The 15,959-nt window shown below is 70.7% G+C and carries 15 protein-coding genes; 10 read left to right on the top strand and 5 right to left on the bottom strand.

Annotated elements, in window-relative coordinates:
- Nucleotides 1-547 precede the first annotated feature (547 nt).
- Together IPL40_16235 and IPL40_16230 are read left to right on the top strand one after the other, a co-directional pair.
- Nucleotides 548-1,210 (top strand): hypothetical protein, encoded by a 663-nt coding sequence (locus IPL40_16235; GenBank protein MBK8482687.1) that lies wholly within the window; start codon nt 548-550, stop codon nt 1,208-1,210.
- A gap of 69 nt (nt 1,211-1,279) precedes the next feature.
- Nucleotides 1,280-2,932, top strand: coding sequence for a hypothetical protein (locus tag IPL40_16230; GenBank protein ID MBK8482686.1), 1,653 nt, complete (start codon nt 1,280-1,282; stop codon nt 2,930-2,932).
- Here IPL40_16230 and IPL40_16225 read toward each other — a convergent pair.
- Nucleotides 2,910-3,371, bottom strand: a complete 462-nt coding sequence (locus IPL40_16225) for a CBS domain-containing protein (GenBank protein ID MBK8482685.1) — start codon at nt 3,369-3,371, stop codon at nt 2,910-2,912. The genes IPL40_16230 and IPL40_16225 overlap by 23 nt on opposite strands.
- Nucleotides 3,372-3,534: 163 nt before the next feature.
- Here IPL40_16225 and IPL40_16220 point away from each other — a divergent pair, with 163 nt between their 5' ends.
- Nucleotides 3,535-3,975 carry a hypothetical protein gene (locus tag IPL40_16220; protein MBK8482684.1) on the top strand — a complete coding sequence of 147 codons (441 nt, stop codon included), beginning with the start codon at nt 3,535-3,537 and terminating at the stop codon, nt 3,973-3,975.
- An 86-nt stretch (nt 3,976-4,061) separates the two neighbouring features.
- Here IPL40_16220 and IPL40_16215 read toward each other — a convergent pair whose 3' ends face one another.
- Nucleotides 4,062-4,733: an HAD family phosphatase gene (locus IPL40_16215; GenBank protein MBK8482683.1), complete on the bottom strand. Its 672-nt coding sequence runs from the start codon at nt 4,731-4,733 to the stop codon at nt 4,062-4,064.
- Between the two features lie 74 nt (nt 4,734-4,807).
- Between IPL40_16215 and IPL40_16210 the strand changes: the two genes are divergently transcribed.
- From IPL40_16210 to IPL40_16180, 7 genes are all read left to right on the top strand, one after another.
- Nucleotides 4,808-6,073, top strand: coding sequence for a hypothetical protein (locus tag IPL40_16210; protein ID MBK8482682.1), 1,266 nt, complete (start codon nt 4,808-4,810; stop codon nt 6,071-6,073).
- A gap of 302 nt (nt 6,074-6,375) precedes the next feature.
- Nucleotides 6,376-8,019, top strand: coding sequence for an L-glutamate gamma-semialdehyde dehydrogenase (pruA, locus tag IPL40_16205; protein MBK8482681.1), 1,644 nt, complete (start codon nt 6,376-6,378; stop codon nt 8,017-8,019).
- 210 nt (nt 8,020-8,229) lie between these two features.
- Nucleotides 8,230-8,685: a hypothetical protein gene (locus tag IPL40_16200; protein MBK8482680.1), complete on the top strand. Its 456-nt coding sequence runs from the start codon at nt 8,230-8,232 to the stop codon at nt 8,683-8,685.
- Entirely contained in the window at nt 8,682-9,683 is a 1,002-nt protein-coding gene (locus IPL40_16195; GenBank protein ID MBK8482679.1) for a heme A synthase, read from the top strand. The genes IPL40_16200 and IPL40_16195 overlap by 4 nt, the downstream gene beginning before the upstream one ends.
- Complete coding sequence (gene cyoE, locus IPL40_16190; protein ID MBK8482678.1) at nt 9,677-10,624, top strand: protoheme IX farnesyltransferase; 948 nt, start codon at nt 9,677-9,679, stop codon at nt 10,622-10,624. Before IPL40_16195 ends, cyoE begins: the two co-directional genes overlap by 7 nt.
- Complete coding sequence (locus tag IPL40_16185) at nt 10,621-11,640, top strand: ABC transporter ATP-binding protein (protein ID MBK8482677.1); 1,020 nt, start codon at nt 10,621-10,623, stop codon at nt 11,638-11,640. The genes cyoE and IPL40_16185 overlap by 4 nt, the downstream gene beginning before the upstream one ends.
- Nucleotides 11,637-12,317 carry a Rieske 2Fe-2S domain-containing protein gene (locus IPL40_16180; protein ID MBK8482676.1) on the top strand — a complete coding sequence of 227 codons (681 nt, stop codon included), beginning with the start codon at nt 11,637-11,639 and terminating at the stop codon, nt 12,315-12,317. The genes IPL40_16185 and IPL40_16180 overlap by 4 nt, the downstream gene beginning before the upstream one ends.
- A 46-nt stretch (nt 12,318-12,363) precedes the next feature.
- On the opposite strand, the gene IPL40_16175 is transcribed toward IPL40_16180, so the two are convergent.
- From IPL40_16175 to IPL40_16165, 3 genes are all read right to left on the bottom strand, one after another.
- A complete protein-coding gene (locus IPL40_16175; GenBank protein ID MBK8482675.1) occupies nt 12,364-13,026 on the bottom strand; it encodes an SDR family oxidoreductase in 663 nt (220 codons plus the stop codon).
- 66 nt (nt 13,027-13,092) lie between these two features.
- Entirely contained in the window at nt 13,093-14,481 is a 1,389-nt protein-coding gene (locus IPL40_16170) for an FAD-dependent oxidoreductase (protein ID MBK8482674.1), read from the bottom strand.
- A gap of 46 nt (nt 14,482-14,527) precedes the next feature.
- A complete protein-coding gene (locus IPL40_16165) occupies nt 14,528-15,958 on the bottom strand; it encodes an NADH-quinone oxidoreductase subunit N (protein ID MBK8482673.1) in 1,431 nt (476 codons plus the stop codon).
- Nucleotide 15,959 lies beyond the last annotated feature (1 nt).

The following is a 15,959-nucleotide window of genomic DNA, read 5'->3' as shown; positions in this document are numbered from 1 at the left end:
CTGCCGTTGCGCGCCAGCGCCTGGCCGATTCCGGCAAGTTGCGAGGCAGGACTGGCCACGAGCGTCAAGGCGCCTCGCGCGTCAGCAGCGTCGACGCCTCGATCGACCGTACTCGCGTCTGCGGCGGCGCTCCGGTCGGCCCGGATCCCCACATCGCGCCGAGGGCCCTCGGCCGCCGCGTCCGCGGGCAGCGAGCCCCCGCCATCGCAGTGGCTCCGCGTCGCGTCGCAAGGCGTGGAGGTCCCAGCCGGCGCAAAGCCCGCCCGCACGCAGCCCGCAAGCAGTAGCGGGGCCAACGCCCCCGCGCGCTGCAACCACGCTCGGCGGCCTACCGGAGCCATCATGGGTTCCACGGTACCACGGCGGCGCGGCGGCGCTCTGCTGACGCCTGCTGGGCCGCGGGCCCCCGCTCTCGGTCGGCCTCCCTGCCCGCTGGGCGTTCCAGCTTGGTCTTCGAGTGGGGGGGTCTTCCGGCTGGCTGCGCCAGTGGGCTGTGCCTCTTGGCTGTGCTTGCCCGCGCCGGCGGGTGCCGCTATCGTCCGAGCCGATGAGCGAACGACCAGCGCCCACCTGTGCCGACTGCGTGGCCTTTGCGGCCGAAACGCGTGACGCAGAGGGGCGACGACGCGGGCGATGTCGCTTTCGACCCGAGCTGGGTTCGATCCCTGAAACCCTTCCCTACTGCCACACCTTCCAGGTGCGGGCCGACCGCGTCGACGCGGTAGCCTTGCCACCTCGAGCGGTGTCGCGCGGTCGCGCGGCCGCGGCTGCGGCGCGCGGAGGCAGCAGCGGGGGCGACGCAGCACGGCGCCCCGCCCGCGCAACGCTGCGCCAGCCGACCCGCGGTGACACCACAGGAGAGATCACGATGGACCGCGATGGTCTCAAGCAGGTGCTGCGTGAGCTGCTGACCGAGGAGACGCTCTTTGGCTATCCCGAGCTGGCGCGCCGCTGGGAGGGCGGGACGCTCGTGCTGCAACCGGCCGACACGACGCTGCAGAGCAAGGAAGTGCCCCTCGAACAGCTCTTCCACAAGATCGTGATGATTCGCGATCGACTGCGCGTCCTCGAGGCGAAGCTCAACGGCCACGAGAAGCTCACCGAGACTGATAAGGTCGAGCTCCAGGGCTACCTCTCGCGCTGCTACGGCACGCTGACGACCTTCAACGTGCTCTTCGCCGACAAGGACGACCACTTCAGCTCCAAATGAGCAGCCATGGCGTCGGTCCGACCTAGCTCCGCGAAGAGAGCCCTCCGGCGGGCCGCGAGCGCCCTGCCAGTGCTGGGCCTGCTGGCGATCACCGGCCTGCTCTACGCCCCCGTGGCCCGCTACCCCTTCCTCCACTGGGACGACGGCATCTACGTCAGCGAGCGAGCAGCACTGCAGCGCATCGCGGCCGGCAACCGAGGGGCCTGGAGAGCGCTGCTCTCGCCGCGGGAGGCCCTCGCCGGCCGAAGCTGGGAGTACCTCCCGCTGCGCGATCTCAGCTACGGCCTCGACGCCTGGCGCGCGGGACTCGAGCCGCACGCCTTCCACCTCACCAACCTCGGCCTCCACCTGAGCGCGGTGCTCTTGCTCTTCGGTCTCGCGCGCGCGCTCGGAACCGGCGCTGGTCCCGCGTTGGCTGCGGCGGCGCTCTTCGCCTTGCACCCCCTGGCGGTCGAGCCGACGGCCTGGATCAGCGCGCGCAAGGACCTGCTCTACGGCAGCTGCACGCTGCTCGCGCTGCTCGCGCTGCTCCACCTGCGCAAGCGCGAGGGCTTGGCGGCCGCCGGCGCGCGCGCCACGTTTCTGCTGGCCACCCTCGCCGCGCTGGGGAGCAAGGCCCCGGCGATCGTCGTGCCCTTGCTCGCCGCGGTATTGGTCTGGCGTTGCTTCCCGGCGCCCCAACAGCGGCGGGAGCGCTGGCCGCTGCTGGGCCTCGGCGCCCTCGCCGCAGGATGGGCGCTGCTGAGCCTGGAGATCGGCCGGCGCAGCGGGATCATCAGCAGCGGCGGCGCAGCGGGCCTCGGCGAGCGGATCGGCAGCGTCTTGGCGGCACCGGCAGAGGCGCTGGCGCGCCTCGCCGCCCCGGTGGCGCTGTCGCCGAGCTACCGCGACGCGCCCGGGACAGTCTGGGCCCAGCCGGCAACCTGGATCGGCCTCACGCTGACGACAGCGCTGATCGCGCGCATCGCCCTGACGCTCCGGCGCCGCACGCTCGCTGCGCCCGTGGCCGCCTTTCCGCTGAGCCTCTGCGCCTGGCTCGCCCTGCTCCCGACCGCCGGCATCGTCAGGGTGGCGCAGCCGCGCGCCGACCGGTTTCTCTACCTGCCGCTGGCCTTGGCCGCGCTGACGCTCGGCGCGCTGATGCACGCCGCCGCGCCACGGGTGCGCCGTGCCCTGCTCGTCGCGGCGGCGTTGGCTGCGGCGCTCTGCGCCGCGCAGACGCAGCGCTACCTCGAGGTCTGGCGGAACGACCTCACGCTCTGGCGGCACGTGGTCGAGGCCGACCCCGATCATCCGCTTGCCAATGGTCAGCTCGCCGCGCTGGCAATCGAACAGGGCCAGCTCCAGCTGGCCAAGCGACTGCTCGATCGCGCGCTCACCCACGGCCCGCGCCTGGCGCCAAGCTGGTCAAATCTCGGCCGGTGGTGGCAGATTCAGGCGGGCGCCTCCACGCCGCGCTCGGGCGAGGCCGCTCGTCAGTATCAACTCGCGCAGGCCGAGCGGGCGTTTGCCCGCGCGATTGCCCTCGACCCGCGCTACGCACCGCCCTACCTCGAGTTGGCGAACCTCGCCGAGCAACGCGGCGATCGGCGCCTTGCTGAAGGATGGCTGCGTCGCGCGCTGACCCTACCGCGCTGCCCCGCGCTGGCGCGTCAACGGCTCGATCGGCTCGAGGCCCTGCGCGCCGCGGCGCCCCCGCTCAGCCGGCAGCCAGGGCGCTGAAGGCCGCACGCAACATCGCCGGCTTGGTGACCACCCCGATCAGGCGGTCGTCCGCAACTACGGGGAGGATACTGATGTGACGCTCGACCATCAGCGTCGCCACCTGGTCGAGCGGCGTGTCCTTGGCGACGGCGACGGGATCTGCCGTCATGATATCCGCGACCTCCGCACCGCTGATCTTGTCGAGCTCACGCTCGGCGCGCCACGGAGCGTCGAGCGGCAGCACGCCGTCGAGCAGCATGAAGAAGGTCGGCAGGTGCAGCTGCTTCTCCTGGAAGATCAGATCCATCGACGTAACCACCCCGACCAGCGCGCCGTCCTCCGCGACGACGCAAACGCCGTCCAACTGCTCCTCCAGCAGCAGTCGGGCGAGGTCCTGCACCGAGAGCGTTGGACTGACGCTGCGCGCCTCCTGCATCACCTCGCCGGCCGTTTGCATGCTCCGCCCTCCCTCTGGACCCGAGCATACGCTGGGGGCTCACGGCAACCAAGCTCGCCCTCGGCAAAGGCAAGGCGCGACCGACCGCGCCTCGCCCCGCGACGCCCGCGGCCGTCGCGGCAGGAAGTGGGCATAGCGTGAACCTTTGCGCTAGGCTGCGAGCATGACGGATCAATGGCGGAGCATCGACGACGGCTGGGACGACGGTGATGGACCGCGAGAGGCGCCCGCGCTGAGAGCGGAGCCGACGCCACCGCCCGACGAGGCCCCCGCGCAGACAGCGCCGGTGGGCGGCGTGGCGGCCGAGCCGGAGCCCTCAGCGGCGGTGCCGGCGCAGGACTTGGCGCCTCGGGGGCGACGACGGACGCGCGCCCGCGGCAAGAGCCGTCGCGCTGCGACCGGCAACACGCCAAGCACCGTGAACCCCGCGACCGCTGGCGCAGGACGCTCGCGGCGCCCGCGACCAACGGCCGCCAGCGCATCGACGGGCAGCTCAGGCAAGCGCAAGGGCGCGACAACGAATCGCCCCTGGCTCTGGCCGCTGGTCGGCTTCGTCCTGGCGTTGGCGGTGGTGGCGTTGGCCTTGGTCGCGTCGGCCCATTAGGCCCTTAGGCGATTAGGCCACTAGGCCACTAGGCCACTAGGCCAGCGCCCTGAGCGCGCCAGGAGCGCAGAGCGGCGCGACGCCGCTCACTCGATCCCGAGCAGCCGCAGCACACCACCTAGATCCCCGTGCACCTCGGCATCGGCGATCGCGCTGACCGACGGATGCTTGGGCTCAAAGGCGATGGCCAGGCCCGCCGCACGCATCACCTCGAGGTCATTGAGGTGGTCGCCGACGAAGACCGTCCGTTCGAGCGGCACCGCCATCTGCCGCGCGATTTGACGCAAGGCCTGCGCCTTGCCCGCGTTGTCGAAGTGCGTCGCACGCCAGTCATCGACACGCCCCGCCGCGTCAAAGTAGAGCTGGTTCGTGTACACGACCTCAAAGGGATGACCCGGAAAGAGCAGCTCCAGCGTAAGGTCGAGCGTGCCGCTGATCACCGCCAACCGAAGGCCATGCGCGCGCAAGCGGCGCACGGTCTCCGCCGCACCGGGGGTCAGCACCAGGCGCTCGAGGATCAGCCGCTCCATCTGCGCTCGCGTCGCGCCGGCGAGCATCCAGTCGCTGACGTCGAGGCCGACCCATTCGGCGTAGGTAATGTGCCTCTCCTCGAAGGCTAGCCCGCGCATCGCGTTGCTCGCGCGATCGCCGCAGAAGTGCTCGTTGAAGATCTCCCAGACGACCTGGCCCTTTCCGCTCGCCACGAGCGTCCCATCGACATCGAAGGCGACCAGTTGATAGCGTTTCCCTTGCACCATGCTCGCCACCCATTGTGAGCTGCTCGTCGGCGCCCCTCGACACATCCGCGACGAAATGCTAACCATCTGCCGCAATGCTCTACCTTGAGAGCTTCGTCCACCGGGTCCAACTAGCCGAGGTCGTCTCGCGCTGGATGGTCAACAAGCCACGTCCGGAGGATGCTCACAAGCTCAAAGAGATCGTCAACTTCAACAGCTACGTCACGCGCCTGTGGGCGGACCAGCTGACGACGAGCTTGCTGCAGCAGCTCTACGGCAGCGTGCCGCAGAGCCTGGTATGTAAGAACAAGGGCCAGCTCAAGGACTTCATCGTCCGCACCCCGCGCTACTCCAACCCGCGGATCGAAGAGCTCTTCCGGGCCTATCGCGAGTTCCCCGAGGACTACTACCGTGAGAGCCCCTTCGACGGGCGGGCCTATTACGTTCCCCGGCCCGACGGCACGCCGCTCTATGCGGGCTCGACGCGGATCAAGCGCTTCCGGCGCATTGCGGAGAAGGGCAGCCGGCAGATCGTCGACTACATGCTGGAGCGTATCCGCGCCAGCGCCGACGCGCTCGCCGAGGAACGGGCCCGCAAGCTGGGCATTCCCAAGCACCAGCTGATTACGCCCCAGGAAGAGCAGGTCGCCGAGTTCCTCCGGGCCGAGCGCCGGCTGCTCAACATGATCCGCCAAGGGACCATCCAGGAGGAGTTCCCGATCCTCTCGATCCCTGACGTCGTCGGCATCAAGCTGGTGACCGAGGGAGACCAACAGGATCGCCTGATTCGCATCCTCAACAGCAGCGACCAATGTCGACTGCTCGAGGTCGAGCGCCACAGCGGACGCTATAACGCCACCAACCTGCGCGTCGCCTACACGATACCGCGCACGCTGCTCCAGCAGCGTGCCCCCGCGGGCCCCGCGCTCGAGGTGCTTCGCACCCGAGGCTTCGACCCCGCGCAGGTGCCGGGGGCCTATGCACGCTTCCTCGACACCGCAGAGGATCACGTGCTGCTGGAGATCATCGTCTCGAGCTACCAGGAGTTCCTCGAGTCCGAGATCTGCATCAGCATGCACGAGGAGCGTATTTTCAAGCAGCGCGCCGTCCGCGACTACCATTCGCATTTGGCGACCAACGTGCTCTACCTGATGGACCTGATCCTCGCGCTCTGCATCTCTCCCTCGGATGGCGAGATCACTGACGTACCGATCAAGCTCTGGGTCAAATACCTTCCGGACACGCTCGACCGGCTGCTGCGCGGCATGTTCCGCATGCCGATGGACGCCTCCTTCGACGACGATCTCGCGCTCTTCGAGAACGGCTGGCAGCCGGCGCTGGCGCGCAGCGAGACGCCCTGAAGGCCGCGTCGGCCCCACCCGCGCGTGGGGCTCCTGCAGGCCCTCCGATCGCAGGGCCCAGCCCCCCCACGCCCCCTCGGGTCAACCACCCGCGCGCTGAAGACCCTTTCACAAGCCGCCGCGATCGTGCTGCTATTGGCATGAGGCGGCGTCGCGTTGCCCTTCCCGTCGGACGGGAGCCATCGAGCGGCAGGCCGCTGCCCTGACGCACGACGAAGGCTGGGGGCTCGAGGCGCGAGTGGGGCATTCGTTTCGGCGCTGAGCGACGGCGCAGGGTCGCCCGCGCGCACCGGGAGGCGAAGATGATCCAGGCGCAGACCCGCGTTCCTCCGCCCAGCAACGAGGCGGTCCAGACCCATGCACCGGGCAGCGCCGAGCGACGCGCACTGCGCAGCGAGCTAGCAACACAGCGGTCGACCGTCGTCGAGATCCCGCTCGTCATCGGCGGCCGCGCGATCGCTGGGGCACGCCGGCGCCCGCTCGTCTGCCCGCATCAGCATGCGCATGTCCTGGCCCAGGTCCATACCGCCGAGCCCGACCATGTGGCGCAGGCGATCGCCGCGGCAGCGACCGCCTGGCCCGCCTGGTCCCGCACGCCCTGGGCCGAGCGCGCGGCGATCTTCCTCCGGGCGGCCGAGCTGCTGGCCACGCACTGGCGCGCTAAGGTCAACGCGGCGACGATGCTGGCGCAGAGCAAGACCCCCCACCAGGCCGAGATCGACGCCGCGTGCGAGCTGATCGACTTCTGGCGCTTCAATCCCCACTTCGCCGAAGAGCTCTTTCAGCAGCAGCCGCATTCGCCTCCCGGTTGCTGGAACTACGCTGACTGGCGCCCGCTCGAGGGCTTCGTGCTGGCGATCACGCCCTTCAACTTCACCTCGATCACGGGCAACCTGGCGACAGCACCCGCGCTGCTGGGCAATGTGGTGCTGTGGAAACCGGCCCACGAGGCCACGCTCGCCGCGCATTACCTGCTCGAGTTGCTGACCGCTGCGGGCCTACCGCCTGGGGTGATCAATCTGCTCCCGGGCGAGGGTCGGACCATTGGGCCTGCGGCGCTCGCCGACGTCAACCTCGCCGGCGTGCACTTCACGGGCAGCACACCGAGCTTCAACGCGATCTGGCGCGAGGTCGGCGCGCAGATCGCGCGTTATCGCAACTATCCTCGTCTCGTCGGCGAAACCGGTGGCAAGGACTTCATCGTCGCTCATCCGTCCGCCGACGAGGACGCGTTGATAACTGCGCTGATCCGGGGCGCCTTCGAGTATCAGGGGCAGAAGTGCTCGGCCGTCTCACGCGCCTATCTCCCGCGCTCGCTCTGGACGCGCCTCGAGGCTCGGCTCGGCGAGGCGATTACGGCCCTTCCCGTGGGCGACCCCTGCGACTTCAAGAGCTTCGTCGGCGCCGTGATCAACCGGCACGCCTGGGCCAACATCCATGACTACCTCGCGTTGGCCCGCGTCACGCCCGGCTGCAGGATCGTCGCCGGCGGCACGCTCTCCGACGCCGAGGGCTTCTTCGTCCAACCGACCCTGATCGAGAGCACGAACCCGGGCTCGCGGCTGATGACAGAGGAGATCTTCGGCCCAGTCTTGACCTGCCACGTCTACGAGGACGGCGCCTACGAGGACACCTTGTCGCTCTGCGACCAGACCTCACCTTTCGGGCTGACGGGTGCGATCTTCGCACGCGACCAGGCGGCCATCGGCCTCGCGCTGGCGCGCCTGCGCCACGCCGCGGGGAACTTCTACATCAACGACAAGCCCACCGGCGCGGTCGTCGGCCAGCAGCCCTTCGGTGGCGCGCGGGCCTCGGGAACCAACGACAAAGCGGGCAGCCCAACCAACCTGCTGCGCTGGCTGACGCCGCGCGTCATCAAAGAGAACCTCGCGCCGCCGCGCGACTATCGCTACCCCTACATGGAGCCCGAGACCGCTAGCGAGTAGCAGCGGCTCGGCGAGAGCCTGCCTGGCCGGCGCCTGGCCGGCGCGCGGGGCGCGTGCACAGAGCGTGGCGTGCCTCGGCCCTTGCCAAGCTTGACGAGCAGGCTAAAGTGCCTCCGCCCGGGGCGCGGTCGGCTGACGCTGGCCGATCCCGCGCGTGGCAAGCGGCGCGCATGCCGCGCGCGATCCACGCCGGGCGGGGAGCTCGGTTGCATGGAAATGGCGGTCGCGCAGCGCGAACCCGGCGATCGGTCGTTGCGCTGGCTGCTGGCAACAATCGGCCTGCTGTCGATCCTGCTCGGTGGCTTCAGCTACTGGCGCTATCGCCAGGCAGAGGTGGAGCTGCGCGCTGCGCTGGTCACCCTCGGCCAACGCGGAACGCAAGTGAGTGCCGAGGGCTGCATCGATGCGGCGCTGCAGTGGACGCAGCACTGCTCGGCCCTGCTCGATCTCTGCGATGCCAGCGTTTCGCGGGTCGTCAACGCCTGCCTGCGTGCGACCGACCGGAGCGCTGACTGCCGCGCACTGGGGCAAACGATCGAGGACCCACGCGTCGTGTTTCGGCGTTGCGCCAAACACGGAGCCCATGGCCGGCGCGGCAACAAGAACTGCGTCGAGGCCTATCGCATGCTCGCAGCGAGCTGTCGCTCAGGAGCTGGCACGCCATGAGGCCACATAGCCTCCCCCCTACCCCGCCCACCAATCGGCCGGCCTTCTTCTGGGGGTTGTTCACCACCGCAGCGACCTTCCTGCTCTTGGTCGTCGGCGGCACTGTCAATCCCAGCGGATCTTCGCTCGCCTGCCCCGACTGGCCCCTCTGCCACGGCCTGGTCTTCCCAGCGATGGAGGGCGGCGTGCTCTTCGAGCACTCGCATCGGCTGCTGGCCACCGCGGTCGGGATCTTCACCTGCGTCCTCGCGCTCCTCCTCTGGCGGCGCCGCCAGGACGACCGCGGTGGTAGCTGGCTCGGGCTGGTCGCCGTGGCCGCGGTGATCGGCCAGGGCGTGCTTGGTGGCCTGACCGTCGTGCTGCGGCTACCCCCTGTCGTCTCGGTCGCGCACCTCGCGCTCTCGATGGTCTTCTTTTCGCTGCTGATCTATTTGTCGTTTCGCGCCTACTGCGGGGGCACGCTCTGCCGCGCGCTGCGCGCCAGCGCTGCGGAGGCGCCGAACGGCGGCCCGACGCTCGGTCCCTCGGTGGCGGTGGCAGCGCTCTGGGTCGCGATCTACGGCCAGCTCTTGCTCGGTGCGCTCGTCCGCCACCTCCACGCCGGCCGCCTCTGCGGCACCGACCCGCTGCTTTGCGACGGCTTCACCCTTTGGCCCGAGGCGTCACTCCAGCAGCTGCACATGTTGCACCGCATCTTCGCCGTGCTGCTCGCCTTCGCGACGGTCGCCGTGGCCGTGATCGCCCAGCGCCACGCCGCGCTGCTGCGGCGCCGCCTGGCCCGGATCACCGCCCTGGCGATTCCCTGGCTGGCCTTGACTCAGGTCCTGCTCGGAGCCGCAACGGTGATGACCGGCATCGGCGTCCTCCCCGCTGCCCTGCACCTCGCGGGTGGTGCGCTGCTGCTCGGAGCCACGACCGTCGTGCACCTCGACCTGATCCGCCCGGCCTGGCCGCCTCGCAGCAGCGGCGCGAGCCAAAACACGGTGACCGGGTGCTGAGCGCGCGCGCAAACCAGGGGCTCGGCGGGCTGGCGAGCGCCGAGGAGGTGCTTCCGCGAGGCCGCGCCGCGCCGGGTCTGCTGCTGCGCACGACCCACGATCTGATCGCGCTGACCAAGCCCGGTATCGTCGCCTTCTGCGCGGGCGAAACAGCCTCCGGACTCTGGCTGGCGGGCGGCGCGACTCGCTGGGGCGAATGCGGCGCGGTGGTCGTCGGCACCGGCCTGGCCGTCGCGGCAGCCAACACGCTGAACATGGTCGTCGAGCGCGACACCGATCGCCTGATGCAACGCACCCGGCACCGCCCGCTGCCCGCGGGTCGCCTGCGCGTGCGCTCCGCGCTGCTCTTGGCGCTCGTTTGCCTGACGGTCGGCCTGTCCCTCCTCGCGCTCGTCGTGAACCCACTGACAGCGCTGCTGGCCGCCCTGGCCCTCGCGATCTACGTCCTGGCCTACACCCCGCTCAAGCGGATCAGCCACCACGCGCTGCTCGTCGGCGCCGTGGCTGGCGCCATGCCCGCACTGATCGGCTGGACCGCGAGCAAGGGCAGCCTCGGTGCGGCGGGCTTCGCGCTCTTTGCGCTGATGGCCTGCTGGCAGCTCCCGCACTTCGCCTCGATTGCGCTCTACCGCAGCGCCGAGTACGCGCGCGCCGGCATCCGGGCCCTGCCGCTGGTGATCGGCGCCGACGGCGCGCGCCGCTATGCCCTGCTGACCACTGCGCTCTTGCTCCCGCTCGCCCTCGCCGTGGGTGACTTCGGTGGCCTGCGCCTGCCAAGCCGTGCACTGCTCCTCGCCGGAGGCGCCCTCTTGCTCTGGCGGGGCTTGGCCTGTCTTGGCCCGCGCAGCGGCCCGCGCGGGGCTCGCTCCTTTTTCGCGGCCACTTTGCTTTACCTGCCCGTGCTCTGGGCGGGCCTTGCACTCCAGGTGATACTGCCATGATCGCTTCCCCGCTCGAGAGCCCGAGCGCCGCGGCGCCCGTGGCCGAAGCGCTGCTCGAACTGCATGCGCTGTCGCACCACTTCGGGACGCGGCAGGTGCTCGATCGCCTGTCGCTACGTGTCGCGCCCGGCGAGTGCTTCGGGCTCCTTGGCCCGAACGGGAGCGGCAAGTCGACGGCGCTGGCGTTGATCGCCGGGCTGCTGCGGCCGACGGAGGGCACAATTAGCTTCGCTGGAGAGCGGCTTCCCGGCGCTCGGCGCTTGCTCCGCCGCAGCAGCGGCGTCGTCTTCCAGCGACCAGCGCTCGATCTCAAGCTCAGCGTGGCGCAGAACCTTGAGCTGGCGGCGCGACTGCAGGGACTCCGTGGGGCCCCTGCGCGCCAGGCTGTCAGCGAGGCCCTGGCGCTCGCGGGGCTGAGTGAGCGCGCCGAAGACCTGGCGGGAGTCCTGTCGGGGGGACTCAAGCGCCGGCTCGACATCGCACGAGCGCTGCTGCACGGGCCCCGTCTGCTGCTGCTCGATGAACCAACCGCCGGCCTCGATGAGGTCTCGTTCCGCCAGACCTGGCGCCAGCTCGAGCTGCTGCGCGAGCAACGGGGTCTGACGATCCTGCTCGCGACGCACCGACCCGAGGAGGCCGAGCGCTGTGACCGGCTGGCGATCATGGCCAACGGTCGCGTGGCGCTGGTCGACAACCCGGAGGCGCTCAAGCGCCGGACCCAGCGCGACGCCGTGGTCATCGCGCCGACCGACCTCGCGGCGCTTCCCGCGCTCTGCGAGGACGCCGCCGCGCGCTTCGGCTTGAGCTGTTGGATCGAAGGCGAGCAGCTCGTGATCGAGCACGCTCGCGGTCATGAGCTGATTCCGCGGCTGGTGGAGGCCTATCCTGAGGGCCACCTGGCGACTGTGAGCCTTCGCCACCCGACGCTCGCCGATGTCTTCTTCCGGGTCACCGGCACTACCCTGCTGCCGCTGGATGAGCCCGCGCCTGCGCGCCTGCGCCAGGAACAGCCATGACCGACGATTCCCGCGCGGATCCGCCGCGACCGACCGCCACCGCAGGCGCCGACCACCAGCCGCCACCTGCAGCGCCCGCGCCGAACTGCTGCTGTGCCGAGCCGCGACCGCTGCCGGCCCACGACGCGCCCGGCGTCGACCGGTTCAGCGCGGAGGCCTGGACCACGCAGATCCTCGGTCGGGCGCGCGAGTTCGCCGAGCGCGTCGTCCTGCCGACCGTGCTCAACGAGGCCAAGCGGCCGCGGCATCCGCTCGATATCGCCACCCGCCTGGCGGGCCTGCCCTTTGAGCTCGCGCACCAGCTGCGCGCAGCGCGTCAAGGCCATGCGCGACGGCGCCAGGCCAGCGAGCGACAGCCCCAGGCGGCCGGTGGCGGATTCGTCTTCGCGTTGCACGACACCGACCTCGCGGAGGGCGAGCGGCGCGTGCTCCAGCTCGCCGGCCAGACCGTAGCCATCTTCCGCGTCGCCGATCGCTTTTATGCGACGAGCAACGCCTGTCCGCACGCGGCCGGTCCCGTCGCCGAAGGCGACCTCTCCGGTACGGAGCTCACCTGCCCCTGGCATGGTTGGCGCTTCGACCTGGCCACCGGCGAATGCCTGACCGTGGCCGGCGAGCGCCTCAAGACCTTCGCCGTCAAGACGGTCGCCGATCAGGTGCTCGTGCGGCTGGTCTAAGATCGCCGCAGGCGAGCGCTCACCACGCCGTTTGCCGGCGCGACGCTCACCAGGGCAGGCGCTCCCCCTCCGCGTGCCAGAACCCGCCCGAGCTCTCGAGCGTCAGCTCGTCGCAGCGACGGAGCAGTCCCTCCGCGGCCGCAGGCGCATCGACCCAGCCCTTGCCGCCCGTCATCGCCGTGCGCACATAGCCCGGATGCAGGATGGCCACCGCGATCCCCCGCGGGCGCAGATCATGCGCGAGCGAGACGCCGGCCATGTTCAGCGCCGCCTTCGACATCCGGTAGCCGTAGGATCCCCCCGAGGCGTTGTCGCCAATCGACCCCATGCGGCTGCTGATCAGCGCGATCTTGGCGCCAGGACCCAGCCGGTCGAGCAACGCTGAGGTCACGCGCAGCGCCCCGAGCGCGTTGACCTCGAGCTGCCGACGCACGCTCCGCAGATCGAGCACCTCGATCGTCTCGTGCTCGAGCACGCCGGCATTGCTGATCAGAAGGTCCAGCGACAGGTCACCAAGCCGCCCCGCGAGCGCCGCGACCGAGGCGTCGTCGGCGACGTCCACGCCTTCCTCGACCCTCACGCCGAGCGCCGAGAGCGCCGCGGTGGTCTTGCGGCAGGCCGCGACGACGCGATCCCCTCGCGCTGCGAGCTGGCGGCAGAGCTCGAGGCCGATGCCGCGATTCGCCCCCGTCACGAGCACAGTTCCCAAGGCGACTCCTCCTCCCTGCCCCCAGCCGGGGCGAATCCTCACCGTCATGACTCTCGATGACGCTCGTCAGCCCGGAACCGCCGAGGCATCCATCGCTGCCAACATCGCCTCGACGTCGACCAGCTTGTCGCGGGGCGCCCCCCGCAGCTGGCCACGCTCGCGCTCGAGGCGGTCGAGGCGCCGCCAGTCGGCGAAGGAGACCGGGCGGACGCCACGATCCCTGAGCAGGCCGAGCACCGGATCCGAAGCGCCTGCCACCTCGCGCGGCGCGAGCGCCCCGCGAACGGCGTCCGCCGCAATGCGTGCGGCGAGGTACTCCGCCGCGCGCTTCTGGTCACCGATCAGGCCGCGAGGACCGTCAGCCGCCCAGCCCGCCACGTAGCAGCCGGGCCACGGCGCCCCGCCCGCTGATGCCAGGACCTGGCCGCGCTCGTGGGCCACGGTACCGCGCTGCGCGTCGCTCGGCAGGCCGGGCACAGGCCGCAGCGTGAAACCTGCGGCCGTGACCACCAGCCCGGCCTCCAGCGCCTCGTGCTCCTCCGTCGGCCGAGCCCGCAGCGTTCCGTCGGGGCCAGCCTCCAGGCGATTGCGGACCAGCCGAAGCGCCGCCACTCGACCATCGTCCCCCGCCACCAGCGCCCGCGGGGAGCGGAGAAAGCAGAGGCGCAGCCGGCGCGGGGCCCCACGCGTGGGGCGACCGGCGATCTCGCGCAAGAGCGCCACGTTATGCGCAGCGCTGGCCGTCGGCGCCGCCGCCAGGTGCGTCGCGCTATCCGCATCGAGCACCAACTCAGCAGCGTCGACCAGCAGGTCCACACCTTCGAGCTCGGTGAGCTCGCGCAGGGCGGCGGGCGAAAAGGCCGCCTGGGCCGGTCCGCGACGCCCGACGACCACCACCTCGTCGATGGTGCTCTGCCGCAGCAGCTCGAGCGCGCCCGCGGCGAGATCCGTGGCTGTGAGCTGCGCGGCGGGTCGCGCGAGCACGCGCGCGACATCGAGCGCCACGTTGCCCTGGCCAACGACCACCGCACGTCGGATGCGTAGGTTCGGGCGGAGCGCCGCGTGGTCGGGATGCCCGTTGTACCAGCCGACAAAGGCGCCGGCCGCGTGGCAGCCGGGCAGCGCCTCGCCCTCGATCCCCAGTGGCCTCGGCCCGTCCGCCCCGTGGGCAAAGACCACGGCGTCGTAGCCGCGTCGCAGCTCCTCTACGAGGAGGTCGCGGCCGACCTCGACGTGACCCAAGAAGCGAAAGCGAGGCAGCGCCGCCGTGCGCTCGAAGACCCGCGCCACCGCCTTGATGCTCGGATGGTCGGGCGCCACACCTCCCCGAACGAGCCCGAAGGGCGTCGGTAGGCGCTCGACCAGGTCCACCTGAAAGAGGGGGGCAGGCGCGCGCAGGAGCGCTCCCGCCGCGAAGAAGCCCGCCGGGCCCGCGCCGACGACGGCAGCCCGCAGGACACGATCGACGGCCACGACGACTCAACCCTCCGCGCCGCTCGAGCTACCCAGCGAGCAGCACGCCGGCCGCCCGTTGGGCCATCGCCCACAGCGGCGCGGGGTAGATGCCAGTGCCGAGCACGATGGCCAACGCAATGTAACCGGCCACCCGCTCCGTGCCGCTCAGGGCCAGAGGGCCGCGCCCGCCGGCAGGCGCGAGGTAGGCCGCCTTGACGACGCGAAGGTAGTAGTAGAGCGCCAGCGTCGTGTTACCGGCGGCAAGCAGCACGAGCTCGAATTGACCGCGCTCGAGGGCCGCCGCAAAGAGGAACCATTTTCCGACAAACCCGCCCGCCGGCGGAATACCGGCCAGGCCAAACATCGCCGCCAGCAGCATCAGCGCCAAGACCGGCGAGCGCTGATGCAGTCCCGCCAGCGCATCGAGGTCTGGGTTGCTGCCCTCCCGTCCGAGCGCACAGACGACGACGAAGCCCAGTATGGCGGTGGCCAGATAGACCACCCCATAGAAGAGCGCGGCCGCGATCCCGAGCTCGGAGAAGGCGCCGTAGCCGAGCAGCAGATACCCACCGTGCGCGATCGCCGAGTAGGCCAGGAGCCGCTTGAGATCGCTCTGGGCCAGCGCGGCTAGGTTGCCGAGGGTCATCGAAACGACCGCCAGCACGAGCAGGACCTCGACCATTCCGGAGGGTGCGGCCGCGAGGACGGCGCAAATACGCGCCAGCACACCGACGGCCCCGAGCTTCGACGCGGTGGCCACGAAGGCCACGACCTGGTGTGGCGCGCCCTGATAGACGTCGGGGGCCCAGAAGTGAAAGGGGAAGACGGCCAACTTGAAGAAGAGGGCCGCCAGCAAGAGCACCAGCCCGACCACCAGCACCAAGGGACGGCCGGCCACCAACGCCGCCGTCACATCGGCCAGGTAGGTGCTGCCTACGGCGCCGAAGATCAGGCTCAGGCCATAGAGGGTAACGGCCGAGGCGGCGGCGCCGATCAGCACATAACGCACGCCGGCCTCATCGCCAGGGGGATGCTCGCGGTGCAGGGCAACGGCGGCGTAGAGCGAGTAGGCCGAGAGCTCCAGGGCGACGAAGAGCGTCAACAGCTCCGTCGCGCTGACCAGGAGCATCATCCCGACGGTGGCCAGCAGCAGGAAGAAGGGCAGGTCCACCCGAGCGCCTGCACGCACGGTTTTGAGCTCGCCGGCGAGCAGCAGCGTGAGCAACAGGCCGAGCGCGAGCCCGGCCTTCAGCAGTTGCGAAAAGGTGTCGACGCGGAGGATTCCCGCAGCGAAGGGCTCACCTGCCGGCCCGTAGTAGAGGCTGAAGAGCGCGGCACCGAGCGCCACGAGCGCGGCAGCCAGCCCCGCCAGGCGCGTGGCCCGCGGGCCGCAGGCGCCGACCGAGAGCACAAAGACCAGGAGCGCCCCGAGCAGGACAACTGACTCCGGCAGAAAAAGCAGCAGCTCGTTTCCCATC

It is taken from the genome of Pseudomonadota bacterium (assembly GCA_016711215.1).
GTDB lineage: Bacteria > Myxococcota_A > Polyangia.
The sequence above is the reverse complement of the archived record's forward strand: the minus strand, read 5'-3'. Positions and strand labels throughout refer to the sequence as shown.

Coding starts and splice junctions, on each gene's coding strand:
- IPL40_16225 (MBK8482685.1), bottom strand. CDS start 3,371: ATGCAAACGGCCGGCGAGGTGATGCAGGAGGCGCGCAGCGTCAGTCCA.
- IPL40_16210 (MBK8482682.1), top strand. CDS start 4,808: ATGCTCTACCTTGAGAGCTTCGTCCACCGGGTCCAACTAGCCGAGGTC.
- IPL40_16165 (MBK8482673.1), bottom strand. CDS start 15,958: ATGGGAAACGAGCTGCTGCTTTTTCTGCCGGAGTCAGTTGTCCTGCTC.
- IPL40_16235 (MBK8482687.1), top strand. CDS start 548: ATGAGCGAACGACCAGCGCCCACCTGTGCCGACTGCGTGGCCTTTGCG.
- pruA (MBK8482681.1), top strand. CDS start 6,376: ATGATCCAGGCGCAGACCCGCGTTCCTCCGCCCAGCAACGAGGCGGTC.
- IPL40_16200 (MBK8482680.1), top strand. CDS start 8,230: ATGGAAATGGCGGTCGCGCAGCGCGAACCCGGCGATCGGTCGTTGCGC.
- IPL40_16195 (MBK8482679.1), top strand. CDS start 8,682: ATGAGGCCACATAGCCTCCCCCCTACCCCGCCCACCAATCGGCCGGCC.
- IPL40_16180 (MBK8482676.1), top strand. CDS start 11,637: ATGACCGACGATTCCCGCGCGGATCCGCCGCGACCGACCGCCACCGCA.
- IPL40_16220 (MBK8482684.1), top strand. CDS start 3,535: ATGACGGATCAATGGCGGAGCATCGACGACGGCTGGGACGACGGTGAT.
- IPL40_16185 (MBK8482677.1), top strand. CDS start 10,621: ATGATCGCTTCCCCGCTCGAGAGCCCGAGCGCCGCGGCGCCCGTGGCC.
- IPL40_16215 (MBK8482683.1), bottom strand. CDS start 4,733: ATGGTGCAAGGGAAACGCTATCAACTGGTCGCCTTCGATGTCGATGGG.